Origin of the sequence: Thiohalophilus thiocyanatoxydans (genome assembly GCF_004366735.1) — a bacterium.
In the GTDB taxonomy this organism is placed as follows: Bacteria; Pseudomonadota; Gammaproteobacteria; order UBA6429; family Thiohalophilaceae; genus Thiohalophilus; species Thiohalophilus thiocyanatoxydans.
On sequence record NZ_SOQX01000002.1, the window covers coordinates 332,027 to 356,881 of the forward strand.

Here is a 24,855-nt window from a genome sequence, read left to right on the forward strand (position 1 = left end):
AGTGAGAGGGAGAGCTGAGCATATGATTACATACATGCTTCTCTAACTTTGCGGTGAGAGAATCCATGTAGATGTCCTGGACTCGCCTTCTTGCCAAAGCAATTGATTTGCACATATTAACAATTGAAGTTACGTTTATTTTATCATGAAAGTTTTGATGATTTTAAATTACGCGCCTGATTATAGGGAAGCTTTCTTGCGGGAGCTTAGTGCCTATAATAATATCGATTTGACAGTTGTTGCTCAGCCTTGTGATCCTGCCGGTTTAAGCCCGCCTCTGCAAAGGGTGGGATATAATTATATAGAAATTAGTTCTGTTAAATATTTTGGTCTCGTATGGCAACCCGGCCTTGCTAAGATAATTCGTAGTCGTAGGTGGGATATTGTATGCGTTAGTGCCAATTTAAGACATGTGTCTAGAATCGTCCTCTATCTGATTAGTCCGTATTATTGGAAGCGATGGGTATGGTGGGGTCTTATCTTTGGCGAGGTTGAATCAGGGGTTGTCAGAGTCATTAGAAAACAACTATTCAAACACTCTGCCTGTTGTCTCGTTCACACAAAAGCAGTTGTGGTACGGCTACAGAAAGAATGCACTGTTGCAGGGGTAAGTTTTAACAATAGCGAGGTATCAAAATCTGAATTCAGGCATGGAAAATATGATAAAAAAAAACAAGAAATAAAAATGTTATTTGTCGGCACATATAAACCACGTAAAAAACTCGAGCGATTAATACAGCTTGCTGATCGTAGGACTGACGTGAAAATCCGAATTGTTGGGCCCGGCATGGAAAAATTAACTGGTTATAAACAATTGGCTAAAGCAGGTAAACTTTCGGTTTACGGCAGGACTACAGGACACGAACTCGATTCTCATTTTGATTGGGCTGATATAGTTGTATCCCCGGGAAATGTCGGCCTATTGATTATGAATGCTGCTCGTCATGGGAAAGGTATAGTTATTGATAATGATAGTTATCATGGCCCTGAGTTATTTCTGGCCAAAGAAACCGGCCAGCCTTTTATCTCTTTCAATGATATCCAAGAATTGGACCAATTTATAGAATTACTGCATGCCAAACCTTCTTTGTTGAAAAAATGGGGAAAAGATCTGCAGGCAAAGGCCAAGGAGGAATATACAATAGAACATATGGCTGAGGTTCATGCGCGGACGTTCGAAGAAATAACATTGAAGCAAAGCACTAATTTATGACCATATCTAAGCTTTTCATTGTGGGTGTTGGTCGTTCGGGGACTTCGCTTGTGCAAAGCATGTTTGCGGCTCACCCCAAGGTGTCTTGTTTGCCAGAAACCTCTTTTATTCGGCGTATGGTTTTCACCAATCAACTTAACACGATTTACCAAAAGCATGGAGTACATGCCGCCTCAAAGGTCTTGACAGAAGATGAGTATTTTGCCAGGACTGGTCTTGATGCATCAAACCTTCTTGTTCTGGCACAAGAAAGCGGTGGTCCCCTTGATGCGGCTGTGTACAGAGAGATGCTATTCTCGTATGCGCAAGACATGAACTGGGTTGGAGACAAGGACCCAAGGGCTGTGGAATTTCTACCGCTTCTGGCTGAAATCTTGCCTGATACACATGTAATCCATGTGTTTCGTGATCCCAGGGACGTGCTAGCATCCAAGAAAAAGGCAGCTTGGTCCCAAAAATCCCACGTATGGAAGCATGTTTTTGCCAATAGGGTGCAATTTTCCATCGGTACTAAACTAGGTCCTAAACTGTTCGGCAACAACTATCATGAGATTTGTTATGAAGAACTTTTGTCTTCTCCTGAAAAAGTGCTGTTCAATTTGTGCCGGAAACTAGGCCTTGGCTACGACAAAAGAATGCTCTCTTTCGATAAGGCCGCTGAAAGATTGGTTACAGACAAGGAAATGAGTTGGAAAAAAGAAACCCTTGGACCTCTTCTAACTAAAAACACGCAAAAATGGATAAATGAACTGCATCCTAGGGAGATTCTGCTTGTCGAGAAGTGCTGCGGCCAAGCAATTGCCCATGGGGGTTACATAAAAGATCATCGGAATTATCGACTTAACCTCAAGAATTGGCTTTGGTTACAGACTGGACGGATTCTTATTACCCTTGCCACCCGGCCATATATTTTATATCGGAATTTCAGGATTAATCAGACATGCCGAGCGATGTAATGATCCCAGGTCGTGTGGTATTTGTTTCAGGCGAAAGGATTCTTGCTGCCCGGGGCTCTCTGTTTTTTGAGAGCAAAGACAGCGGAGCTACATGGAAGCAAGTGGTTGACTTGCCCATGAGTCATTATGAGAAGGCGATTATGTCTTCCAGGCTTTTTTGCAGACTGTTGAGGAAAGGGGTGCATCATCTTGCGATTAGAGATTCATGCATGCTGATTGTGGCAAATCGAAATACTTATTATTCTCAGGCCGGGGTCACAAGCAATTTGGGGCGCTTGAATGGTTCCAGGCCACTTTCTCTTTGTTCGACGAACAATGCATTTTATTACGGAGAATATCGTTCTAACCCGGAACGCTCGCCGGTGCATATCTGGAAGCTTAGAGAATATGAAAAGCATTGGCAAAATGTTTGGCGGTTTTCCGGTATTCGCCACGTTCATGGGGTATTTCATGACCCATACGAAAACACCCTGTGGGTGACTACGGGTGATATGGACCATGAGGCTGGTATCTGGCGCACGGATGACGATTTCTGTACGCTGCGAAAAGTCGCCGGAGGCAGTCAGCGGTTTCGAGCTGTGCAGCTTTTGTTTACTAATGAGTATATTTATTTCGGTTCGGATGCGCCTGATGAAAAAAACTATATTTATCGCATGGATCGCAAAGGGCAAAATGTGGAAAAGCTGGCGGCAGTTGAAAGTTCCGTTTTTTATGGGTGCAAGGTGGGGGAGTATCTTTTCTTTTCTACTGCTGTTGAACCCAGTCAAGTTAATACGACGCGTCATGCAGAGGTATGGGGCTCGGCGGATGGGGAAAACTGGCAGGTTGTGCGCCGGTTTAAAAAAGATATCTGGTCAATGAAGTATTTTCAGTACGGACAGGTCCTTTTCCCTGGTGGCCCGGGAGATGGAAGTAATCTATGGATGACCCCATTTTCAGTTGAATACGCTGATAAAACCATAAAAGTTTCTCTAAAGGATATATTTTGAAAATTATTGATATTATCGCTGGTGCCCGGCCGAATTTTATGAAGATTGCGCCGATTATCAAGGCACTGCGTTTGCGCGAAGCATCCGGCGGCCCGCTGCGATATCGGCTGGTGCATACCGGCCAGCACTATGACGCCCGCATGTCGGGCGATTTTTTTGCCCAGCTGGGAATTCCCGAGCCGGATGTGAACCTGGAAGTGGGTTCCGGGACCCAGGCGGAGCAGACCGCCGCTATTATGGTGCGCTATGAGGCGTTGCTGCTAGAAAAGCGCAGTGATCTCTGTCTGGTGGTGGGGGATGTGACCTCCACCATGGCCTGTGCGATAGCGGCGCAAAAACTGTGCGTGCCGGTGGCGCACGTGGAGGCGGGGATCCGCTCCGGAGACTGGAGCATGCCCGAGGAGATCAACCGCATGGTGACCGACTCGATCACCAACCATTTTTTCACCACCAGCGAAATTGCCAATAACAATTTACGCAATGCCAGTGTGGGGGAGGAGCGGATTCATTTTGTCGGCAACACCATGATCGATACGCTGCTGATCAATATGGATCGCCTGCAGCCGCCTGACTTCTGGAATGAGATGGCGTTACAGGCCGGGGAGTATTTTGTTGTGACCCTGCATCGACCGGCCAATGTCGACGAGGCGCAGGGCTTTGCAAAGTTGCTGACGGCCATCAGCAAGGGCGCCAGAGGGTTGCCCGTGTTGTTTCCGGTGCATCCCCGGACCGCGAAAACCCTCCGTGAGGTGCTGGACTTGCCCGACAATATTCACCTGGTCGAACCGCAGCCCTATCTGGAATTCAATTACCTGGTCAAACACGCCAAAGCCGTGATTACCGATTCGGGCGGGATTACCGAGGAAGCCACAGTGATGCAGGTGCCCTGCATGACCCTGCGCAATTCGACCGAACGGCCCGAGACGATCACGCTGGGTACCAACGAGCTGATCGGCACCGCTCCTGACAAGCTCAAGCCCGCGCTGGATCGGCTGTTCGCGGGCCAGTGGAAATCCGGAACCATTCCGCCATTATGGGACGGCAAGACCGGCGAGCGAATTGTGGCTGCTCTTGAACTGTTACTTTGATGGTGTGTTGAGTGGTGCTATAAAGATGCGTTTTTTACGTAGACGTGCTGTATTGCTCAGGCAATTGGGTCTTCGTAATGTCTTGCGGGTTTTGGTCTACCGTTTGGGCTTGCGCACTTGTCTGCACTCGGTGTGCCGACTAAAAGCCGATATTCCGAACGGCCCGTTCTTCTCGAGCGATATTAAACCTTTGCGTTTGAATGTGGCCCTATGTGACCTGCCCCCCTGGCGAATATTCGGATGGCATGACATACCCTTGGAAGGTGACCCGCCGGATTGGCTGTATAGTATTCAGGCTCATGTGCGTGTACCTGAGCCGGGTCGTCCCTGGTGGGAAATCCCCGATTTTTCTGATGAGATAGGCGACATCAAGGCGATCTGGGAACTGTCTCGTTTCGACTGGGTGACACTGCTTGCACAGCGTTTACAGCATGGTGACTTAGGTGCAGCGGTGACACTGAACGCCTGGTTATCCGACTGGTTGCAAACCAATCCGCCTTACCTGGGGCCAAACTGGAAGTGTGGGCAGGAGGCTTCTATCCGGGTTATTCATTTGGCGTTCGCTGCTTTACTATTAGAGCAGATCGAACGACCATCGAAAGGCATCATGGACTTGGTACGCCTTCACCTTCTGCGGATACGACCTACCTTGTCCTATGCCTTGGGTCAAGCGAATAACCATGCTATTTCCGAAGCAACAGCACTTTTTATCGGGGGGAGTTGGCTGTACTACGTTGCAGGAGACCGTCGGGCCTGGCGTTGGGCAACTAAAGGTCGTCGTGTTCTCGAGGAACGAGTCAGAGCGCTCTTTGCCCCCGATGGCAGTTTTAGCCAATATTCAACGAATTATCACCGACTGGCGCTGAGTACCCTGTGTGCTGCTGAGACATGGCGACGACATTTGAAGTTGCCGTTGATGTCGGAACGGTTTTATAAACGAGCCGATGCCGCGACCCGATGGTTAGTATGTTTTGTGAATCCGATTAACGGTGAACCACCAAACATTGGTGCCAACGATGGTGCACGGCTATTGCCATTGTCAGATGCTGATCATCGGGATTTTCGTCCTGATTTAGAATGGGCCAGTAACCTTTTTTGTTCTGCACGGGTTTTTCCGGCGGACAAAAAGCATGATGTGCTTGCCCGCATGTTTGGTATTGCCAAGCCTGATGGGAGACTTGATGCATGTGGTTCGGCGCAGTTCGATGATGGGGGGTATGCGGTAATGCGTTCTGATGGCGTATCCTGTTATCTGAATTACCCACGCTATCGATTTAGACCCCGGCACTCCGATGCACTGCACATTGATTTGTGGTGTGATGGTGTCAACTGGCTGCGTGATGGCGGCTCCTACAGCTATAACAGCGATGCGGCTTGGGATGACTATTTCCCGTCTACCGCAGCTCACAATACAGTGGAATTTGACGGTCGAGATCAGATGCCGCGCGCGGGACGGTTTTTGCGGGCCGAGTGGTTGCAAGTCGATGATCTAGAGCCCGTTAGGACCCTTGGTGAGACGGTGAAGGTAGCTGCTGCCTATCGTGACTGGCTCGGTGCCCGCCATCATAGGGCCGTGTCCCTAAGTCCCGGAGCGTTGCACGTTCGCGACCAGGTTGACGGCTTTGCCAAAACTGCCGTGCTGCGCTGGCGGCTGCGTCCTGGAAAGTGGCGCATCTCGGGGTATGGAGTTGAGGGAGAGGGCAGCATGTTGCACGTGAAAGCCGACGTGCCAATTGTACGGTGCGAGTTGGTTATGGGTTGGGAGTCCCGCTATTACATGTGTAAAACCCCACTGCCAGTTCTGGAAATCGAAATTCGGGAGCCCGGCGTTTTGCTAACTGAGTTCAGCTTCCAATGATGGTGATGCCATGAGACATATCCTTATCGTTAATCACAATGCGGGCTCCGTCCATCACGGGCCAAATTTTCGTTCGTATTACGTTGCTCGGTCGCTACTCGAGCACGGGTTCAGGGTTACTATCGTCTGTTCGGGATTTAGTCACAAGCTGACGAAATTGCCTGTGATTGAGGGCGAATCGCATGTGGAGGATGTCGATGGCGTACGGATGATTTGGCTGAAGATGCCGGTGTACCGCTCCAGCGTACAGCGGCTGTGGAACTATGCACAATTCGCTATGCGGCTGCGTCGACTTGACGCTATCGTCCCTGAGCCGGTTGATGCTGTGGTGTGTTCATCTCCACCGCCTTACTGGATCTGGGCCTGTCGGCATTTTACGCAGCAACGGGAGATTCCTCTCATTTTCGAGTGTCGTGATCTTTGGCCGGATGTCATTCTGGAGACCAGGCGTACCGCGATCCTGAACCCCGCTGTGTGGCTGATGATGCTTGCTGAACGAATCGCATATCGCAGTGCTGATGCCGTGGTGGCGGTCAATCAGGAAGCACGTAAAACTATGGAACGGCGCGGTTTGGCAAAGGGGAAATTTCATGCCATCCCCAATGGAGTATCGCTCGAAGCGGATAATGCACATGAGTCGCTAAGTTCTTCCATCCGTGAGCGCCTGCCGTCGGACGATGTGTTCAGGGTAGGGTATGCCGGGAGTCTGAGTCGTGTCTATGGCTTGGAGTATTTGTTGGGTGCGGCGAGACTTCTGTGTGGTCAGAGAGTGCATTTCGTATTAGCCGGGAGCGGTGGAGACGAGCAGTGGTTACGAGAACAGGCTACCGGGCTTGACAATGTCACGTTTGTGGGTTGGATACCGAAGCCGCAATTGCACGCTTTCCTTAGTGTGGTTGATGTTGCCTATGCCGGTTTGTTGGATATCCCGTCCTTTGCGATTGGTAGCGACAGCACGAAGGTCTTTGAGTACCTTAAAGCCGCTCGACCAGTGGTGCATGCCTTGGGCGCGGAGAACAGCGTGATCGCTGAGGCAGGAGCGGGACTTCACGTGCCTCCAGAAAACAGCGAGGCAATTGCAAAAGCTGTGGTTAAAATGCGCGATCTGACACAGGATAAACGTGATGCCCTGGGAAGAGCCGGACTGGATTATCTTAAACAATACCGAACCTATGAGGCGCTGGGGTTTCAATGGAAAGAGCTGCTGGATTCATGGGGCAATTAAAGCATATATGCTCTGGTCCTGACTGGACTCCGGTCGTGATCGTGGGTGCCCCCCGTTCCGGCACTAACATGCTACGTGAAATCTTATGTACTCTGCCGGATGTAGCAACTTGGCCGTGCGACGAGATCAACTATATCTGGCGCCACGGCAACGTACGTCACGACTCCGATGTGTTTACGCCTGACATGGCCCGGCCTGCTGTTACGAACTCTATCCGTCGCCAGTTCGATTGGGTGGCCCGCAACTATCAAGCCGAGTTTGTTGTTGAGAAGACCTGTGCCAATTCACTGCGTGTGCCGTTTGTGGATGCCGTGCTCCCTGAGGCCAAATATCTGTTTATCCGGCGCGATGGACTGGATGCGGTCGGTTCCGCCATGAAACGCTGGAAAGCGGAGCTGGATATTCCGTATCTGATGCGCAAGGCTCGGTTTGTGCCGCTTTCCGATCTGCCGTACTACGGCGGTCGATATCTCTGGAATCGATTCTATCGGCTTGTTTCCCGGGAAGAACGCCTGGCTTTCTGGGGGCCACAACTTGAGGGGATGGATGAGTTGTTGGTAAAACATCCCCTGGATGAAGTTTGCGCCCTGCAGTGGCAGGCTTGCGTCGATAAGGCGGCCGACGCCTTTGCGGCCATGCCGACCGATCGCTGGCTGGAAATCGCCTATGAGGATTTTGTCCGTGAACCCGAGAGGGAGTTTGCCCGCGTTATTGAATTTCTGGGCATTGAGTCGCCCTCGGAGCAGGTTAAACAGGCGGTCGCGGGTGTCCGGGCGGACAGTATCGGCAAGGGGCGGGCGGCCCTGAATGACGACGCGCTACAGCGGCTTGAGGGGCTGGTCCATCAAACGCTGGCGCGTTACGGGTACGTTTGATGGCACTGTCCACGCGACAGGCGGCGACCAAGCGCGCCTTTGATTTGCTGGGCGCCTCGTGCGGCCTGGTGTTGACCTTCTGGCTGATTGTCCCGGCCTGGATTGCGGCGACGATTGATACCCGGCAGAACGGCTTCTTTACCCAGCAGCGGGTCGGGCGAAACGGGCGACTGTTTAACGTTATCAAGATCCGCACCATGCGCAATGTGGCCGGTGTAGAGACGACAGTGACGACGGGCGCCGATCCCCGAATAACCCGCGTTGGTCGAATTTTGCGCAAGACAAAGATTGATGAGCTGCCTCAGCTAATCAATGTGCTTTTGGGGGATATGAGCTTTGTGGGTCCGAGGCCGGACGTGCCGGGTTTTGCCGACAGGTTGGCCGATGAGGATAAGGTGGTGCTTTCGATTCGCCCCGGCATCACCGGTCCGGCGACGTTGAAGTATCGCGATGAAGAGACCCTTCTCGCCCGTCAAACGGACCCGGAAGCGTATAATCGTGAGGTCATTTTTCCGGACAAAGTCCGAATCAATCGTGAATACATCGAAAACTGGAGTCTGGCAGGCGATATCCGCTATATCTGGCAGACTCTGACCGGCTGATAAAAGATTACCTATGCTAAACGGACCATTCTCTCCCTGGCCTTCATTTACCCAGGAGGAAGCCGAAGCAGTACAGCAGGTACTGCTGTCAAACCGGGTTAATTACTGGACCGGCGAAGCGGGCCGGCTCTTTGAGCAGGCGTTTGCGCACTGGAGTGGTGCACGGTATGCGCTTGCTCTGGCCAACGGCACGGTGGCCCTGGAGTTGGCGCTGAAGGCATTGCGTATCGGACCGGGAGACGAGGTGGTGGTGACGCCACGCACCTTCATCGCCTCGGCCAGTGCGATTGTGGCCGTGGGCGCGACGCCGGTGTTTGCGGAAGTGGATCGGGACTCACAGAACATCACCGCACAGAGTATTGAGCGCGTTTTGACGCGGAACACGCGCGCTGTGATCTGTGTGCATCTGGCCGGCTGGCCGTGCGATATGGACGGCATTATGGATTTGGCCAATCGCCATGATCTGTCTGTGATTGAGGATTGCGCGCAGGCTCATGGTGCAATCTACAAGGGCAGGCCGGTCGGTACCCTCGGGCATGTCGCCGCGTGGTCTTTTTGTCAGGACAAGATTATGACCACCGGTGGCGAAGGGGGGATGCTCACCACCAATGATGAAACCCTCTGGAAGCGCGCCTGGGCCTACAAGGATCACGGCAAGAGCTATGACGCAGTTTACCACCGCGAGCACCCGCCGGGTTTTCGCTGGTTGCATGAGTCCTTCGGGACGAACTGGCGGATGACGGAAATGCAGGCGGCCATCGGGCGCATTCAGTTAAAACGGATGCGTGATTGGCACACGTCGCGCAAGCGCAATGCTGAAATGATCCTGGACGCTGCCCGGACCTGTGACGCGTTACGGGTGCCGACTGTTCCGGAGGATATCGAACATGCCTGGTATAAATGCTATGTGTTCGTTCGCCCCGAGAAACTGCAGTCCGGATGGCATCGTGATCGCATTATCGAGGCGATTAACGAACGGGGCGTGCCTTGTTTTACCGGGTCCTGTTCTGAAATCTATCGGGAAAAAGCCTTCGACAATACCGGCTGGCGGCCGGAGAGCCGGTTGCCTGTGGCCAAAGAACTGGGTGAGACCAGTTTGATGTTTCTGGTGCATCCGACGCTGACGGATGCCGAAATCGAACTGACTTGTAAAGTGATTCGGGAAGTGATGGCGTTATGCACTGTTAAATCATAGTTGGCAGATTGCAGTTGGCAGAAACACCAGAATTTTGAGTTTTTAATTTTGAATGTTGAATTGATGAGCGGCGCTTTGCGCCGTTTTTTGTTTGGGTATTAATAAAAGTCTGCAGTTGGCAGAAAATAACAGTTCTGAGTTCTGAGTTCTGAGTTCTGAGTTCTGAATTCTTAGTATTATGATGGCAGTGAGGCTGCAATTTTGTGTTTTTGAATGATTAAATACCATATAAAAAATATAGATAATGTTGATCCTTGAGTTATAGTGAACTAGACTAATCAGACTAAGTTAATCTGATTGGGTGATACTCACATGGAAATTGTAAATATTCATGAGGCGAAGAGTCAGCTTTCGAAGCTGCTGGAAGGGGTGAGTCAGGGCAAGCCGTTTATTATTGCCAAGGCGGGTAAACCGATCGCCCGGGTGACCCGGATTGATGCGCCCGAGCCGGGCCAGGTAAACCGCCTGGGTTTTTTGGCGGGGCAGATTAAGGTGCCGGACGATTTTGATCGCATGGGCGAGGCGGCGATTCTTTCGCAATTCGGTCTGGATGACGATGAATCTGCTGCTTGATACGCATCTGTTGTTGTGGGCGGCCGGCGAGCCGGACAGGCTGTCACCTGAGGCGGTGGAGCTGATTAATCAAGCCGAGAACAAACTGTATTTCAGTGCAGTGAGTATCTGGGAAGTTGTGATCAAACATGGTCTGGGTCGATCCGACTTTCGGGTCGATCCAGCGTTGCTCCGCCGGGGGCTGGTGGAGCACGACTATGCTGAATTACCGATCACCAGCACGCATGCGATGGCTGTCAGCCACTTACCCGCCATTCACCGTGATCCCTTCGACAGGCTGCTGGTTGCGCAGGCCGAGATGGAAGGGCTGTTGTTGCTGACCAATGATGATCAGGTTGCGTGTTATCCGGGACCGGTACAGCGGGTATAGATTAAAGTTCTGAGTTCTGAGTTCTGAGTGCTGAGCAAACAGAAGGCTGAAATTTTGAGTTTTTAATTTTGAATGTTGAATTGATGAGCGGCGCTTGGCGCCGTTTTTTTGGTTTTGGAGTAATAAAAGTCGACAGTTATCAGTTTGCAATAAACAAAGTTGGCAGTCTTCAGTTTGCAGTTGGCAGAATATAATAGTGCTGAGTGCTGAGTGCTGAGTGCTGAGTGCTGAGTGCTGAGTTCTGCGGGCTGTCTTTTGTGGGAGGGGCTTGCTGCCGTGACTTCTTGAATATTGATGGTGGTGCGATCGTCGTGATGGGTCGTCAAGGGGCTCGGCTCCTGCAATGCCCTTTGGGCGGGGCCTGACGCGCACGGCTGTGGTGTTGCGGTCGCGATAGTGTTTATATCGCGGCGGTTTACTTTGTCTCATCCTCCAGTAGTTGTTGGGTAAGCGCTACTTCGTATTGTTCGATAAGCCGGGCAAGATCTTTGGTCAGTTGCTCGACAGGGAGATCTTTGTCGACAAGTGCATCAAAACCAGGATCGGTGATACTGAAGCTTTGCTTGAGAAGGCGTGAGCGAACTGTCTCGTAAGGGTAGGTAGGATGGCACTCGTTGAGGATGCCAACCAGAGCGTCGAGCGTATAACCCTTGTACATGAGCAGGAAGTGCAGGTCGAAGATGTCCCGCATTGTGACCCTTTTGGTTAGCAGGAGCACTTTGGTGCGAAACAGGGTCGAGGTGTCTGCGACACTGATTTGCCCGTATTGGGTGGAATTTTGCGTCTTGAGGGCGCAGCGGGTTTCTGTGTCTGCGGTAAAGAAGCTGAGTTTGACGCCATCGACGACATAGTCGCGGTGGTAGTCGAAAAGGTCCAGGCCGTCGTTCTCGAACTCCAGTCGCTGTGTCGGGTTGTCTTGCAGTGATACCGTGCAACCCTGGGTGTGGAGCTCGTCCACGATGGCTTGTATCGCCTGCCGGTCGAGTCGTGTGTGGGACGTGATGAAGTCCAGGTCTTCGCTGTGGCGGTGTTGCTCATTGATTGCCAGGGCCGTGCCGCCAACCAGAGTGAAGCCGGCGATGTCGCCGACCAGGCTCAGGCGTGAAAAGAGCTCCCAGGTCGCTGGCGGCAGGCTATTGCGGTTGGGGAGCGTGTGTTCGGCGGTGCTCATGGATCCCTTTTGAAATATTGGCGAGCATGCCTCTGAGCTCATCGGTGACCGGTTTTGGAATCTCACCATTGGCGCCAAGCCGCTCAAGTGTTGCAAGCAATGCCTCCTCACCGAAACGGTTTGTGAGAGTTACCAGATCGGCGAACCGCGGGCGCAACAGGGCATTGGCCAGAAGCGCCTGCTCGCTGGCGTTTGGGTTGCTCCATGTGTAGGGGAAGGCCAGATTGCTCATGGTGTAACCTGTGAAATATCAACTTCCATCTGATTATACAACATCATCCGTTTACCCGCATTGCTGTGGTGTGACGGAAATAATCTTGAGTGCTGAGTGCTGAGTGCTGAGTGCTGAGTGCTGAGTGCTGAGTGCTGTGGGAAAGCAGGCAGTCGCAGTTGGCAGTAGGCAGAATATAAGAGTTCTGTCGGGTTATTGTTCCCAGTCTTCGGTTGTTAGTCCGGCGACTCTGCTGAATTCGGCGGTGTTGTGGGTGACCAGGGTGAGGTTGTGGGCGCGGGCTGTCGCGGCGATGATGAGGTCGTTGGGGCCGATGGGGGTGCTCTGGGCAGCGAGATCGGCGCGAATCAGGGCATAGTGTTCGGCACAGGTATCGTCGAAGGGAACGCTGCGCAGGGGAGCAAAGAACTGGCGTAATCGCTGTTGATTGGCGTCCACTCTTGCGCTGCGTTGCGCGCCATAGAGCAGCTCTGCTTTCACGACGCTGCACAGGGCAATCTCGTCGGGACTGTGTGACTGGAAGTGTTGCAGGATACGGGGGTGGTTGCCGTTGAGGAAGTGTATGCAGACGTTGGTGTCCAGCAGAACCATCATTCCAGTCCCGGACGTTGTTCATAATCGCCCTGAGTGGTTCGGCGCAGAGGCTCTTCACCTTCCCAGCCCCCATAGACCGTTTCAAAATAACCCGGAGGCCAGTCGGTGTTGTCAGCCAGTTGTCGCTGGATCAGGTTGGCCAGATAGCGCGACAGCGGCTGGCCGGTTTGCCGGGCCTGCTCACGCAGTTTTTTCTCTATCTCATCGGGAACGTAAAAATGGAGTTGAGACATCGGCAACCTCACTATGTGTGCTATGTGCATATAAAAAATATAGTCCAGTATTGGGACAGGGTCAAGCTGAGTTCTAAGTTCTGAGTTCTGAGTTCTGAGTTCTGAGTTCTGAGTTCTGAGTGCTGAGTGCTGAGTGCTGTTTGTTGTGGGAGGGGCTTTCAGCCGCGACCAGGGAAAAATGGCACACCCGGTCGCCGATGACACCGCCTCCTGTAAAAGCCATCCGGCAGAAGCTGCTGACTGCGACTATCGGCTTTGTCTTATTCGTACCAGTCTGCCAGCTGCAGATCGGGGATTCGGCTGAATTCCCGGGTATTGTGGGTGACCAGGATGGTGTTGTTGGCGAGGGCGGTGCCGGCGATGAGGGTGTCCAGCGGGCCGATGGGGCTCCCGCTTTGTTCCAGCCGGGCGTGAAGGGTGGCGGCCTGGCTGGCGGCGAGACGATCGAAAGGCAGGAGGGTGACGGCGTCGAGCAACGGGTCGAGTTGTTGTTGGCGTTTTTCCGGCTGGCTCGATTTGGCGATCCCGGTTTCGATTTCATAGAGCACCACGGCCGGGATGGCGATGCTGGCCGGCGGGGTGTCCAGTAACCGCCGGGCCACGTTGCCGATCCCCTTGAAGAAGTAAATCAGGGTATTGGTATCCAGGGCGTACATTCAGAGTGGTTCCCGGCGGGCATCGGGAATCGGCTTGCCACGCAACGTTTCCAAATCCGGAAAATCGGTCCAGCTGCCCGCCAGCTGTTTGATCGATTCGGGCCACTCGGTACGCGTCTTTTCCTGGATGAGGCTGGCCACCCAGCGGCTGACCGGCATGCCGGCGGCTCTGGCAGCGGTTTTGAGCCGGCGCTCATTCTCGTCGTCAAGGTAGATAGTGACTTGTCCCATCAGTACCTCCAAACAGGCTAATATAATTTATATTATAAGTTATTTTTGGTGGGATGCAATTATTCAGTTCTGAGTGCTGAGTGCTGAGTGCTGAGTACTTAGTTCTTAGTACTTAGTCGACAGTGAGGAACGGTAGTGCCGCGATGGTCGTCGGGTGGTGTCAGGGGCGGAAGATGGTGAGTTCGAGGTTGTCGATGTGGCGGTAGTGTTTGTCGTTGGCGGTCAGGAGTTCGAGTCCCTGTTCGAGCGCGGTGGCGGCGATGAGGGCGTCGGCCAGTTGCATGGCATTGGCCAGGGCATGTTGTTCGATTAAAAATGTGGCGCGATTGGATATCCCTTCGTCGATATGGATGATCCTGGCGTCCCAGAAGGCGAGGGCCTGTTTGATGCTGCGCAATTCCTGTTTGTTGCGCACGCCCTGGACCAGTTCCATATAGCTGACGGCGGACAGGGTAAAGCCGGTATGTGTGTCGAGCAGATCGGCGGCTTTGCGGTTGCCGCGCAGGTTCCAGATCAGGACATCCGTGTCCACCAGGATCATGGCAAATCCCGTCGTTGTCTGAGTTGGCGAATTTCGTTCTCGACACGGTCGGTTTTATCCGCCCAGAGGCCAAATGCGGGATTGGTTTGCGGTCTGTGCCGGTCGGCTTGCGCCTCCTGCCAGCGCGTGAGCACGGCGCGGCGCTGGCCGTGGTAGGTAATAATGACTTCTTCACCGCGCTCGATGGCGGCGAGGACCTGGGCGGTATGCAGGCGTAGATCTTTGGTGCTGGCTTCCATGGTGGTTATCTCGTAAGTTTCACTTTTAATTGTAACTTTGTTGGGGTGGGTGTCAAGAGACCACAGTGCTGAGTTCTGAGTTCTAAGTTCTAAGTTCTAAGTTCTGAGGACTAAGTAGGTAGTTGGCGGTACTCAGTGCTTTGTTGTGACTCAGTACTCAGCACCCGGAACTCAGAACTTCGTAGAGTTGGATTGGCGCAGGGGTTAAAATTTGAGCATGTGGTATTCTCCGGTCAGTCTGGATGGTGATCGGAGTCGGGCCGCTGGCGAACGCACGGGGGCCGGGGGTGGTTAAATTATGTTAAAGTTATCAGGGTTTTCCCCGATATGAGAATTGAGTCTCATTTGTCTACAATACGGATATGGGTATGACAATAACAAGAATAACCGGTTGGCTGGGGGATTTGCCCCGGCCGTACAAGCAGTTGGTGATGGCGGCATCGGATGCCCTGCTGTTGATTATGGCGCTGTGGGCGGCGTTTTCATTGCGGTTGGGGACGCTGTATGTGCCGCAGCCGCCGGTGCTGTGGGTGATGCTGGCGGCGCCGCTGCTGGCGATTCCGCTTTTTATCCGTTTTGGCCTGTACCGGGCCATTGTCCGTTATATCGGGCTCAAGGCGATCTGGGTGGTGGTGCAGGCGGTCTCCCTCTACGCGCTGACCTGGGCGGTGCTGGCGTTTTTGAGCGGGGTCGAGAGCATTCCCCGCTCGGTGATCCTGATCAACTGGCTGGTGGCGATCCTGCTTATCGGCGGCAGCCGCATGCTGGCCCGCTGGTGGTTCCTGCGCCTGCAGTCGGAACCCGACGCGTCCGTGCACGGACGCATCAGTGTGCTCATCTATGGCGCCGGGGCCTCGGGGATCCAGCTGGCCACGGCGCTGAGCTTTAGTCAGCAATACCGGCCGGTGGCCTTCATCGACGACAATCCGGCGCTGCAGGGCCATCAGATCAACGGCCTGCCGGTGTTTGCCTTCTCCGCGCTGGACAAACTGATCAAACGTCTGCGGGTGCGTGAGATCATGCTGGCCATGCCCTCGGCGCCGCGCAGCCGGCGCAAGATGATCATCCGGCGGCTCGAGCCCTATTCGGTGCATGTGAAAACCCTGCCCGGCTTTACCGAACTGGCCGACGGGCGGGTCAAGATCGAGGATGTCAAGGAGGTGGAGATCGACGATCTGCTGGGCCGTGATCATGTCGAGCCGCGTCCGGAGCTGATCGAGGCCAATGTGCGCGACAAGGTGGTGATGGTCACCGGCGCCGGCGGCTCCATCGGCTCCGAGCTGTGCCGCCAGATCCTCAAACACCATCCCCGCCAGTTGCTGCTCTACGAGCAGAACGAATACGCCCTGTACAACATCGATCATGAGCTGATCCATGCGCCCGCTTATCAGGGCTCGTCAGCGGATCGGGTGGCACAACGCCAGGTCTTGCCCGTGCTCGGCTCGGTGCTCGATCAGGCGCGGCTGGAGCGGTTGTGTACCGCCTTCGGGGTGCAGACCCTTTATCACGCCGCAGCCTACAAGCATGTGCCCATGGTGGAGATGAACCCCGTGGCGGCGATCCGCAACAACATCTTCGGCACCCTGCATCCCGCACAGGCGGCCATCAATACCGGGGTCGAATCGTTCGTCCTGATCTCCACCGACAAGGCGGTGCGCCCGACCAATACCATGGGGGCCAGCAAACGCTTTGCCGAATTGATCCTGCAGGCATTGAGCCGGCGCCAGGATGTCGGGACCCGGTTCAGCATGGTCCGCTTCGGCAACGTGCTGGACTCGTCCGGTTCGGTCATTCCGCTGTTCCGGCGCCAGATCCAGAACGGTGGGCCGGTCACCGTGACCGATCCGCGGATTATTCGTTACTTTATGACCATTCCCGAGGCCGCCGAGCTGGTGATCCAGGCCGGGGCCATGGGGCAGGGCGGGGACGTTTTTGTGCTGGATATGGGCGAGCCGGTCAAGATCCTGGATCTGGCCCAGCACATGATCCGACTCAGCGGCCTGGAAGTACGGGATGAGGAACATCCCGACGGCGATATCGCGATTGAGATCACCGGCCTGCGTCCCGGCGAAAAACTTTTTGAAGAGCTGCTGATCGGCGATAACGTCAGCGAGACCTGCCACCCGGCCATCATGCGCGCCGAAGAAGACGCCCTCGACTGGAGCCGGTTGGAGGCCTACCTGAAACGGCTGGATGCGGCGGTACAAAGCTTCGATCAACAAACCATCCGGGATGTACTGCTGGACGCGGTGAAAGGCTTTAATCCTCAGTGCGGGATTGAAGATCTCGTCTACAAAAATGCCGTAGGGATGGCGGGGGAGAATGTATTGGAAATCGGGAATCTTTAGTACTTAGTACTTAGTACTTAGTTCTGAGTGCTGGGGACTGTCTGTTGTAGGAGGGGCTTTCAGCCGCGACTGTATGAGTGAGGCAGACTGGTCGCCGATTAAATCGCCTCCCACAAGTAATTTTGAATGTTGAATTGGACGGCGCTTCGGCGCCGTTTTTTGGTTGTGGGATAAATAAAAGTCGGCAGTCGGCAGTTTGCAGTTGGCAGGATATAAGAGTTCTGAGTTCTGAGTTCTGAGTTCTGAGTACTTAGGACTAAGGACTAAGGACTGTCTGTTGTGGGAGGGGCTTGCAGCCGCGACTTTTCGAAGTGAGGCAAAACTCGCCGTCGGGGGCGTCACCTCCTGCAGGCCCTTCGGGCAAGGGGAGGCAGGTTGGCTGTATTGACAAAACGCACGTTATAACGTACGTTTTCGGTAGAGGTAATTGATATGAGCAACATTACTGCTACTGAGGCCCGGGCCAGACTTTACAGCCTGATTGATGAGGTGGCTGAATCACACCAGCCTGCCGTGATCACCGGCAAGCGGACCAATGCGGTTCTGATCTCGGAAGAGGATTGGAACGCCATTGCGGAAACCCTGCATTTGTTGTCCGTGCCCGGTATGCGCGAGTCGATCAAGTCAGGCATGGATGAGCCTGTCGATGAATGTGCCAGGGAACTGGATTGGTGAGCTGGACGCTTATCTATACCAAACAAGCGCAAAAAGATGCCAGAAAGCTCGCCGCTTCGGGGCTGAAGAACAAGGCCCGGGAGCTACTCGCCGTTCTGGAGAGTAATCCCTTCCAAAATCCACCGCCCTACGAAAAGCTGGTCGGCGATCTGTCCGGCGCCTGTTCACGTCGAATCAATATTCAACACCGCCTTGTGTATCAGGTTCTGGAGGAGGAGCGCGTGGTCAAGGTCCTTCGGCTCTGGACGCATTATGAATAAGACAAGTTGGCAGTCGCAGTTTGCAGTCGGCAGGATAAAACAGTGCTGAGTGCTGAGTGCTGAGTGCAAACAAGTTGGCAGTCGGCAATCGGCAGTCGGCAGTCGGCAGGATAAAATAGTGCTGAGTGCTGAGTCGGCAGCGTAGGAGCGGCTACGCCGCGATAGTGTTGAAGCGTGTCGTGCTTAAAGACGCATAAATAAAATGTGAAAAAGGGTATGTAATAGACTTACATTTTACCGCCTTCTGTTTGACATACATTGGCAATATTTGCCATATTAAGTAAAGGAGGTGTTGATTATGGCCACGATGAATATTTCGCTGCCTGAGGGAATGAAAGACTGGGTGGAGAAGCAGGCCCGGTCCGGGCGGTATAGTAATCATAGTGATTATGTCCGCGATCTGATTCGTCGGGATCAGGATCAGACGATGAAAATTGCCCGGATGCAGTCCCTGGTGACCGAGGGGATTGAGAGTGGGGAGGGGGAGCGTTCTATGGATGAGCTACGCGCCGCCGCTCAAAAGAAAGTATCAACAACCTGACGCCACTTGATGGCTTACAAGCTCAGTCGCAAGGCGGAAGAAGATACCATTGCGGTTTTTGTCGCCGGGATTGAACAGTTCGGTTTGTTACAGGCCGAACGCTATCACGACGAGCTGGAGAAATGTTTTCAGTTTCTTGCAGAGAATCCCAAAGCGGCACGCGAGCGATATGAAATTACTCCTCCTGTTCGTGTGCATCCTTTTGAATCCCACCTGATTATCTACACCGTCGATGAAGATGATGATGTCTTTATCGTTCGTGTACGGCATGGTCATGAAGATTGGCTGTCGGCAGGATATAAAAGTTCTGAGTTCTGAGTACTTAGGACTTAGGACTAAGGACTAAGGACTAAGGACTAAGGACTAAGGACTAAGGACTGTCTGTTGTGGGAGGGGCTTGCAGCCGCGACTTCTCGAAGCCAGGCAAGTCGTCGCTACAAGTGCCTCCTACAGTTTCTGTGGCCAGGGAAGGGCGAGCCGGGAGTCGTTGACAGTTTGCAGATGACAGTCAGGCTGCAATTTTGGTTTTGAGCCCTGGTGGGACTGGTCGGAACGGGGTTCTTTGTGTACACTTATTGTGTACATCAAAAGGAGGTGGGTTATGTCGACGGTGAATGTGCGGGATGCGCGGGAGCGGTTTGCGCAGCTACTGGATGAGGTGGCGGCCGGTGAGGAGGTTATTATCCTGCGGCGAGGCGCGCCTGCCGCGCGCCTGGTGGGTATGGGGGCGAAAAGCATCAGCTTCCCCGACAGGCAGCAGCTGCGGGAATCCTTGCCGCCGCTGGAGACGACGGCGGCAGAGGTGGTGCGCGAACTGCGGGATCAGGAACGGTATTAATGCTTTATATCGATACTTCCGCGCTGTTGCCTTATTACCGCCAGGAGCCGGCCAGCCAACAGGTGCAGGCCTTGTTCAGTGCGCAGCGGTCGCCGGTGTTGATCAGCCGATTGACGAAGCTGGAGCTCGCCTCGGCGCTGGCCCGCTGGGTCAGAACCGGTGAGTTGAGCGAGGTCCAGGCCAATCGAATCGAAGCGGCGTTTAATGAAGATTGTGATGAGGGGCGTTTCATCGTCAAAGCACTCACCGGCCAACAATTCGAACGGGCCAACCACTGGCTGCTGACGCGCAAGACCGCTTTACGCTCGCTGAATGCACTACACCTTGCCTGCGCGGCGGGTAACGAAGCGATTCTGGTCACCGGGGACGAGGCACTGTTCAAGGCAGCGGAATTTCTGGGGTTGCGGGTGCGGTGGCCGTAAAAATAAAGTGCTGAGTGCTGAGTGCTGAGTGCTGAGTGCTGAGTGCTGAGTGCTGAGTGCTGAGTGCTGAGTGCTGAGTGCTGAGTGAATCGCCCCGGTTTTCGCGGAGGCTGTTTGGTTTAAGTTAAGCCGCTGCAGCGATCGATTCGCCAAGCTACTGGTCGTAAGCTTCCGCCGGCGGATAGATACCCGATGCTTTCCAGCAGTCGGTGGTGGTTCAACCAGCGCACCCATTCCAGCGTGGTCAGTTCCTCGGCCACCCGGGTTTTTACAGCCGAACATCATTGACCTGAGATCGGGCGAGCTTTGTATACGATGCCAAAACTGATCAACATATGGCCGCCTATCTGATATGCGGCGGGAATTGAGCTTTTGCGCCGGGTTGCGAGCCTGTTTTACGCCGGTGCCAGTTGCGGGAAATACCAGGGCTCGGCATGGGCCGGAATTGCCCAGTAAAGATCCGAACGGGGACTGATTTCGGTCAGCAGGCCTTCCTGCTTGAGCTGGGACAACAGACGCCGGGCACTGCGCTCGGGCATGCCGGTGAGCTCCAGTGCGTGGGCACGTTTTAGCCTGCCCTGCAGGAAGGCGGAATAGAGAACCAGCGACGCGGCTTCCTTGAGTTGTCCCATTCCCGAGACCCGGTTGTCGTTTCTGGCCTGTACGTAGCTTGCAATACGCGCCTGTATGGCATCGAGTGCCAGTAGCTCGTCCATGTACTGGATCTGATCCAGTGCTGTCTCCAGCATGAACTGGCAAAACGCGAGCAGGGCCGATTCGCTAAGTTGACCACGGCCGTCGTAATCTCCCTGGCGGGGCATATCGGTGTGTGCCAGGGCTGCCTTGTACTGCGTGGACGATCGGGCCAGGCCGCGGCTCAAACACCAGACACCTTCGCTTTCCAAACCCAGTGCTCGAAGAGACGCATCGGTAAAAAGTCGCATCACGCGACCATTACCATCGGCAAACGGGTGGATCCAGGCCAAACGGTGATGAGCGCACATCACGGCGATCACTTTACGATCTCCGCTGTACCGGCTCGGATGATAGGTCTCACAGAACTGTTGCATAAACTGCGGCAATGTCTCGGGGGGCGGGGGATGGTGGCGTCCTACCGTAACCGGTTTGCTGCGCCAGTCGCCGGGGATGACCTGCTCGATCACTTCGCCTTGCTCATTTTTAAGTTCACGGAACGTGTTGGGGATATGCCGATAGAATTGCCGGTGAATCGCCTGAATAAAATCCGCCGTGAAGAGCTTATCCAGCCCGGGGGACTGGTCCTGTAGCCAGTTTTGCGCCTCGATATGTGCCAGGGATTCGAGTTGTAGATCCCGTTTGGCGGGATCGGCGGAAAATTCCCCCTGCTGTGCGGCCCGGATTTCATGCGGGAGAGTCCGGTTACCTTCTATCAGGTTTGAATAATAGGAGTTGATGACGGCCATATGGCGGATAAGGGTTCGGCGTGTCTCTTCGGCCACGCGGCCGGCCAGCTTGGCCGAGGCGGCATTGATGGCCAGGGCCATATCGGGCAGGGGGCTGTTCCGCAGCGCCTTATCCGAAGGCACATAGGGCGAGCAGGCTTGCAGGAGCGTTGGCATGAGGTGATTTTGGCCGGTTTTTTGGCCGGAATCAAGACATAAAAATATCTTTTGGATCAGTCATGTGAAACTATTGAGTGTGATTTTCGGCCTGGATTTGGCCGGATTGTTGGCCGCCAGATTTGCAGGGGCGGCTGCGCCGCGATAGATCTTGCCGCGTGGCACGGTTTGTCGCGCCGGAGGCGCTCTTACAGCCCATTGGGACTGAATTTGCTTTCCTCGTCCCTTGTCCCGGTTCGAACGGGACGGAGCGGTCGGTATATACCCAGCCTCGGGACCGAGGCTGAGAGGCCGTTTCCCCCGCATTTGAGGCTTGCCATAAGTCGTTCATTTCTGTATCTTTCCCGCCTCTCCAGTCGCGTAGCTCAGTTGGTTAGAGCACCACCTTGACATGGTGGGGGTCGGTGGTTCGAGTCCACTCGCGACTACCAAATCCAGATACTAGGGGCTAGGCGCTAGGTCCTAGTAAAAGCCTTGAGTCCTGCCCGGTGGGCAGGAACAAATTATTGAATTACTCGCCCCTAGTTACTAGCCCCTAGTACCTTGTAAGGGCGAAGCCCTCTTGCCGGCCCATTGTGGGGGTCGGCGCAAGATGCACCAAGCGGCCCCTGGTACCGGTCGCCACTGAGAAGATGAGGAGCACGACATGCCTACTGTTTCCCTGCCTGACGGCAGTCAGCGCGATTATGCCAATCCCGTTACCGTTGCCGACGTGGCCGCCGATATCGGCGCCGGTCTGGCCAAGGCCGCTCTGGCGGGCAAGGTCGACGGCAAGCTGGTGGACACCTCCTACAAGATCGATCACGACGCCGAGCTGGCCATCGTCACCGAGCGGGACGAGGACGGGCTCGAGGTCATTCGCCACTCCACCGCCCATCTGCTGGCCCAGGCGGTCAAGGAGCTGTTTCCGGACGCCCAGGTGACCATCGGCCCGGTGATCGAGGACGGCTTCTATTACGATTTCGCCTACGAAAACGGTTTCTCCGAGTCGGATCTGGAGAAGATCGAGCAGAAAATGGCCGAGCTGGCCAAACAGGACATCCCGGTCGAGCGCACGGTGATGCCACGCGAGGAGGCGGTCGAGTTCTTCCGCCAGATGGGCGAGGAGTACAAGGCCAAAATCATCGAGGACATCCCCAAAGGCGAAGAGCTGTCGCTCTATCGCCAGGGCGACTTTATCGATCTGTGCCGCGGCCCGCACGTGCCCTCCACGGGCCGGCTCAAGGCGTTCAAGCTGATGAAACTGGCCGGCGCCTACTGGCGCGGCGACTCCAAGAACGAGATGCTGCAGCGGGTCTACGGCACCGCCTGGCCGGACAAGAAGCAGCTCAAGGGCTATCTGCATCGCCTGGAAGAGGCCGAAAAGCGCGATCACCGCAAGCTGGGCCGCCAGCAGGACCTGTTCCATACCCAGGAAGAGGCGCCGGGGATGGTGTTCTGGCACGACAAGGGCTGGACGCTGTATCAGCAGGTCGAGCAGTACATCCGCGCCAGGCTGCGCGAGCACGATTACGAAGAGGTCCGCACCCCGCAGGTGGTGGACCGCTCCCTGTGGGAGAAGTCGGGCCACTGGGACAAGTTCCAGCACATGATGTTCACGACCGAGTCGGAGGACCGCCATTACGCAGTCAAGCCGATGAACTGCCCCTGCCACGTGCAGATCTTTAACCAGGGGCTCAAGAGCTACCGGGATCTGCCGCTGCGCATGGGCGAGTTCGGCTCCTGCCACCGCAACGAGCCTTCCGGCACGCTGCACGGGCTGATGCGGGTGCGCGGCTTTACCCAGGACGATGCGCACATCTTCTGCACCGAGGATCAGATCCAGCCGGAGGTCTCGGCGTTTATCGATCTGTTGTTCGAGGTCTACCGCGATTTTGGCTTCGAGGAAGTGCTGATCAAGCTCTCCACCCGCCCCGAGCAGCGCGTGGGCTCCGACGAGGTCTGGGACAAGGCCGAGCACGCCCTGGAGCGGGCCCTGAACGACAAGGGCCTGGAATGGGACCTGCAGCCGGGCGAGGGCGCCTTCTACGGGCCCAAGATCGAATTCTCGCTCAAGGACAGTCTGGGTCGGGTCTGGCAGTGCGGGACCATCCAGGTGGACTTCTCCATGCCGGGACGGCTGGGCGCCGAGTACGTGGGCGAGGACGGCGACCGCCATACCCCCGTCATGCTGCACCGGGCGATCCTGGGTTCGCTGGAGCGGTTTATCGGGATTCTCATCGAAGAATACGCCGGCGCCTTCCCGGCCTGGCTCGCCCCCGAGCAGGTGGTGGTGATGGGAATTACCGACAAACAGGCCGAAACGGTCAAAAAGATCGAAAAAACCTTGCGCGCAAGGGGCTTGCGGGCCAAAGCTGACTTGAGAAATGAGAAGATCGGCTTTAAAATCCGGGAACATACGCTACAGCGCATTCCCTATCTGCTGGTCATCGGGGATCGGGAAGTTGAAAATTCTACTGTGGCCGTGCGCACGCGAACCGGCGAGGATCTGGGCAGCATGCCCCTCGATGAATTCATCGGGCACCTCGAACAGGAAATCGCGAGCCGCGGCCGTAGTCTTTTAGAACAGTAGCCAGGGACGAGTTACGAGGGACGAGGTTTTATTCCCTCCCCCTGATCCCCTCCCTGAGAGAGGGGGTTGGATCTTTGCGATACGCAAGATCATTCCCTCCCCTACAAGGGGAGGGTCAGGGAGGGGTGATAGAATATCCTCGTTACTCGTAACTCGTCCCTCGTACCTGAGATTTTATTGGAGGATTAAAGTATCGCGACGAAAAAAACACGAATCAATGACGACATCACCGCGCCTGAGCTGCGGGTAATTGATTCGGAGGGTGAACAGGCCGGCGTGATGTCGCTGGAAGATGCGCTCAACATGGCGGAAACCGCCGAAATGGATCTGGTGGAGGTTGCACCGGATGCCGATCCACCGGTCTGCCGGATCATGGATTACGGCAAGTACAAGTTTGAAGAGAACAAAAAGCGGCACGCCGCCAAGAAGAAACAGAAACAGATTCAGATCAAGGAAGTGAAGTTCCGTCCCGGGACGGAAGAGGGGGATTATCAGGTCAAACTACGCAACCTGATACGTTTCCTGGAGAACGGGGACAAGGCCAAGGTCACGCTGCGGTTTCGCGGTCGTGAAATGGCTCACCAGGAGCTGGGCAGGCACCTTCTCGAACGTATCGAGAAGGACCTGGCCGAGATAGCCTCCGTCGAGCAATTCCCAAGGATGGAAGGCCGGCAGATGGTGATGGTGATTGCCCCGAAAAAGAAATGATCCGTCGTGTTGACGGGTTAATTTATTTATTAACGAATGCGGAGTATTGAAA

General features: G+C 54.6%; 29 protein-coding genes and 1 tRNA gene. 21 read left to right on the forward strand and 9 right to left on the reverse strand.

Going from position 1 to position 24,855, the window contains the following annotated elements; genetic code table 11:
• The first annotated feature begins 145 nt into the window (after positions 1-145).
• The 11 genes from EDC23_RS05205 to EDC23_RS05255 all read left to right on the forward strand — a co-directional run bounded on the left by EDC23_RS05205 (position 146) and on the right by EDC23_RS05255 (position 10,944).
• Complete coding sequence (locus EDC23_RS05205) at positions 146-1,213, forward strand: glycosyltransferase (protein ID WP_134081865.1); 1,068 nt, start codon at positions 146-148, stop codon at positions 1,211-1,213.
• On the forward strand, positions 1,210-2,169 hold the full coding sequence (locus EDC23_RS05210) for a sulfotransferase family protein (RefSeq protein ID WP_134081867.1): 960 nt from the start codon (positions 1,210-1,212) through the stop codon (positions 2,167-2,169). The genes EDC23_RS05205 and EDC23_RS05210 overlap by 4 nt, the downstream gene beginning before the upstream one ends.
• Positions 2,154-3,158 carry a hypothetical protein gene (locus EDC23_RS05215; RefSeq protein WP_134081869.1) on the forward strand — a complete coding sequence of 335 codons (1,005 nt, stop codon included), beginning with the start codon at positions 2,154-2,156 and terminating at the stop codon, positions 3,156-3,158. Before EDC23_RS05210 ends, EDC23_RS05215 begins: the two co-directional genes overlap by 16 nt.
• Entirely contained in the window at positions 3,155-4,246 is a 1,092-nt protein-coding gene (wecB, locus tag EDC23_RS05220) for a non-hydrolyzing UDP-N-acetylglucosamine 2-epimerase (RefSeq protein WP_134081871.1), read from the forward strand. The genes EDC23_RS05215 and wecB overlap by 4 nt, the downstream gene beginning before the upstream one ends.
• A gap of 25 nt (positions 4,247-4,271) precedes the next feature.
• Positions 4,272-6,104, forward strand: coding sequence for a heparinase II/III family protein (locus EDC23_RS05225; RefSeq protein ID WP_134081873.1), 1,833 nt, complete (start codon positions 4,272-4,274; stop codon positions 6,102-6,104).
• Positions 6,105-6,114: 10 nt separating this feature from the next.
• On the forward strand, positions 6,115-7,329 hold the full coding sequence (locus EDC23_RS05230; protein WP_134081875.1) for a glycosyltransferase family 4 protein: 1,215 nt from the start codon (positions 6,115-6,117) through the stop codon (positions 7,327-7,329).
• Positions 7,317-8,204, forward strand: a complete 888-nt coding sequence (locus EDC23_RS05235) for a sulfotransferase family protein (RefSeq protein ID WP_134081877.1) — start codon at positions 7,317-7,319, stop codon at positions 8,202-8,204. Before EDC23_RS05230 ends, EDC23_RS05235 begins: the two co-directional genes overlap by 13 nt.
• Entirely contained in the window at positions 8,204-8,806 is a 603-nt protein-coding gene (locus tag EDC23_RS05240) for a sugar transferase (RefSeq protein WP_134081880.1), read from the forward strand. Before EDC23_RS05235 ends, EDC23_RS05240 begins: the two co-directional genes overlap by 1 nt.
• Positions 8,807-8,819: 13 nt before the next feature.
• A complete protein-coding gene (locus EDC23_RS05245; protein ID WP_134081882.1) occupies positions 8,820-10,001 on the forward strand; it encodes a DegT/DnrJ/EryC1/StrS family aminotransferase in 1,182 nt (393 codons plus the stop codon).
• A 312-nt stretch (positions 10,002-10,313) separates the two neighbouring features.
• On the forward strand, positions 10,314-10,574 hold the full coding sequence (locus EDC23_RS05250) for a type II toxin-antitoxin system Phd/YefM family antitoxin (protein ID WP_134081884.1): 261 nt from the start codon (positions 10,314-10,316) through the stop codon (positions 10,572-10,574).
• Positions 10,558-10,944 (forward strand): type II toxin-antitoxin system VapC family toxin, encoded by a 387-nt coding sequence (locus EDC23_RS05255; RefSeq protein ID WP_134081886.1) that lies wholly within the window; start codon positions 10,558-10,560, stop codon positions 10,942-10,944. The genes EDC23_RS05250 and EDC23_RS05255 overlap by 17 nt, the downstream gene beginning before the upstream one ends.
• A 415-nt stretch (positions 10,945-11,359) precedes the next feature.
• Here EDC23_RS05255 and EDC23_RS05260 read toward each other — a convergent pair whose 3' ends face one another.
• The 8 genes from EDC23_RS05260 to EDC23_RS05290 all read right to left on the reverse strand — a co-directional run bounded on the left by EDC23_RS05260 (position 11,360) and on the right by EDC23_RS05290 (position 14,841).
• Positions 11,360-12,115: a nucleotidyl transferase AbiEii/AbiGii toxin family protein gene (locus EDC23_RS05260; protein ID WP_166668775.1), complete on the reverse strand. Its 756-nt coding sequence runs from the start codon at positions 12,113-12,115 to the stop codon at positions 11,360-11,362.
• Positions 12,078-12,347 (reverse strand): hypothetical protein, encoded by a 270-nt coding sequence (locus EDC23_RS14090; protein ID WP_166668776.1) that lies wholly within the window; start codon positions 12,345-12,347, stop codon positions 12,078-12,080. The genes EDC23_RS05260 and EDC23_RS14090 overlap by 38 nt, the downstream gene beginning before the upstream one ends.
• A 192-nt stretch (positions 12,348-12,539) precedes the next feature.
• The gene (vapC, locus tag EDC23_RS05265; protein ID WP_134082538.1) at positions 12,540-12,938 is read right to left on the reverse strand and encodes a type II toxin-antitoxin system tRNA(fMet)-specific endonuclease VapC; all 399 of its coding nucleotides are present in this window, start codon (positions 12,936-12,938) and stop codon (positions 12,540-12,542) included.
• Positions 12,938-13,174 carry a hypothetical protein gene (locus EDC23_RS05270; protein WP_134081890.1) on the reverse strand — a complete coding sequence of 79 codons (237 nt, stop codon included), beginning with the start codon at positions 13,172-13,174 and terminating at the stop codon, positions 12,938-12,940. Before EDC23_RS05270 ends, vapC begins: the two co-directional genes overlap by 1 nt.
• Positions 13,175-13,434: 260 nt before the next feature.
• Entirely contained in the window at positions 13,435-13,830 is a 396-nt protein-coding gene (locus EDC23_RS05275; RefSeq protein ID WP_134081891.1) for a type II toxin-antitoxin system VapC family toxin, read from the reverse strand.
• A complete protein-coding gene (locus EDC23_RS05280) occupies positions 13,831-14,061 on the reverse strand; it encodes a CopG family transcriptional regulator (RefSeq protein ID WP_134081893.1) in 231 nt (76 codons plus the stop codon).
• Positions 14,062-14,221: 160 nt separating this feature from the next.
• The gene (locus tag EDC23_RS05285; protein WP_134082541.1) at positions 14,222-14,599 is read right to left on the reverse strand and encodes a type II toxin-antitoxin system VapC family toxin; all 378 of its coding nucleotides are present in this window, start codon (positions 14,597-14,599) and stop codon (positions 14,222-14,224) included.
• Positions 14,599-14,841, reverse strand: coding sequence for a type II toxin-antitoxin system Phd/YefM family antitoxin (locus EDC23_RS05290; RefSeq protein WP_134081895.1), 243 nt, complete (start codon positions 14,839-14,841; stop codon positions 14,599-14,601). The genes EDC23_RS05285 and EDC23_RS05290 overlap by 1 nt, the downstream gene beginning before the upstream one ends.
• Positions 14,842-15,209: 368 nt before the next feature.
• On the opposite strand from EDC23_RS05290, the gene EDC23_RS05295 reads away from it, so the two are divergent.
• The 7 genes from EDC23_RS05295 to EDC23_RS05325 all read left to right on the forward strand — a co-directional run bounded on the left by EDC23_RS05295 (position 15,210) and on the right by EDC23_RS05325 (position 19,925).
• Positions 15,210-17,189: a polysaccharide biosynthesis protein gene (locus EDC23_RS05295; protein WP_134081897.1), complete on the forward strand. Its 1,980-nt coding sequence runs from the start codon at positions 15,210-15,212 to the stop codon at positions 17,187-17,189.
• 432 nt (positions 17,190-17,621) lie between these two features.
• Positions 17,622-17,864, forward strand: coding sequence for a type II toxin-antitoxin system Phd/YefM family antitoxin (locus EDC23_RS05300; protein ID WP_134081899.1), 243 nt, complete (start codon positions 17,622-17,624; stop codon positions 17,862-17,864).
• Positions 17,861-18,124: a Txe/YoeB family addiction module toxin gene (locus EDC23_RS05305; protein ID WP_134081901.1), complete on the forward strand. Its 264-nt coding sequence runs from the start codon at positions 17,861-17,863 to the stop codon at positions 18,122-18,124. The genes EDC23_RS05300 and EDC23_RS05305 overlap by 4 nt, the downstream gene beginning before the upstream one ends.
• A 298-nt stretch (positions 18,125-18,422) precedes the next feature.
• A complete protein-coding gene (locus EDC23_RS05310; protein ID WP_134081903.1) occupies positions 18,423-18,665 on the forward strand; it encodes a type II toxin-antitoxin system ParD family antitoxin in 243 nt (80 codons plus the stop codon).
• 9 nt (positions 18,666-18,674) lie between these two features.
• Entirely contained in the window at positions 18,675-18,983 is a 309-nt protein-coding gene (locus EDC23_RS05315; RefSeq protein ID WP_134081905.1) for a type II toxin-antitoxin system RelE/ParE family toxin, read from the forward strand.
• A gap of 283 nt (positions 18,984-19,266) precedes the next feature.
• Entirely contained in the window at positions 19,267-19,503 is a 237-nt protein-coding gene (locus EDC23_RS05320; protein WP_134081908.1) for a type II toxin-antitoxin system Phd/YefM family antitoxin, read from the forward strand.
• A complete protein-coding gene (locus tag EDC23_RS05325; RefSeq protein WP_134081910.1) occupies positions 19,503-19,925 on the forward strand; it encodes a type II toxin-antitoxin system VapC family toxin in 423 nt (140 codons plus the stop codon). Before EDC23_RS05320 ends, EDC23_RS05325 begins: the two co-directional genes overlap by 1 nt.
• Positions 19,926-20,320: 395 nt before the next feature.
• On the opposite strand, the gene EDC23_RS05330 is transcribed toward EDC23_RS05325, so the two are convergent.
• A complete protein-coding gene (locus tag EDC23_RS05330) occupies positions 20,321-21,523 on the reverse strand; it encodes a Fic family protein (protein WP_134081912.1) in 1,203 nt (400 codons plus the stop codon).
• A 354-nt stretch (positions 21,524-21,877) separates the two neighbouring features.
• Here EDC23_RS05330 and EDC23_RS05335 point away from each other — a divergent pair.
• The 3 genes from EDC23_RS05335 (at position 21,878) to infC (ending at position 24,803) form a co-directional block, all read left to right on the forward strand.
• Positions 21,878-21,954, forward strand: a tRNA-Val gene (locus tag EDC23_RS05335).
• 215 nt (positions 21,955-22,169) lie between these two features.
• Entirely contained in the window at positions 22,170-24,095 is a 1,926-nt protein-coding gene (gene thrS, locus EDC23_RS05340; RefSeq protein ID WP_134081914.1) for a threonine--tRNA ligase, read from the forward strand.
• Positions 24,096-24,287: 192 nt separating this feature from the next.
• Positions 24,288-24,803, forward strand: a complete 516-nt coding sequence (infC, locus tag EDC23_RS05345; protein WP_134081916.1) for a translation initiation factor IF-3 — start codon at positions 24,288-24,290, stop codon at positions 24,801-24,803.
• The last annotated feature ends 52 nt before the right edge of the window (positions 24,804-24,855 follow it).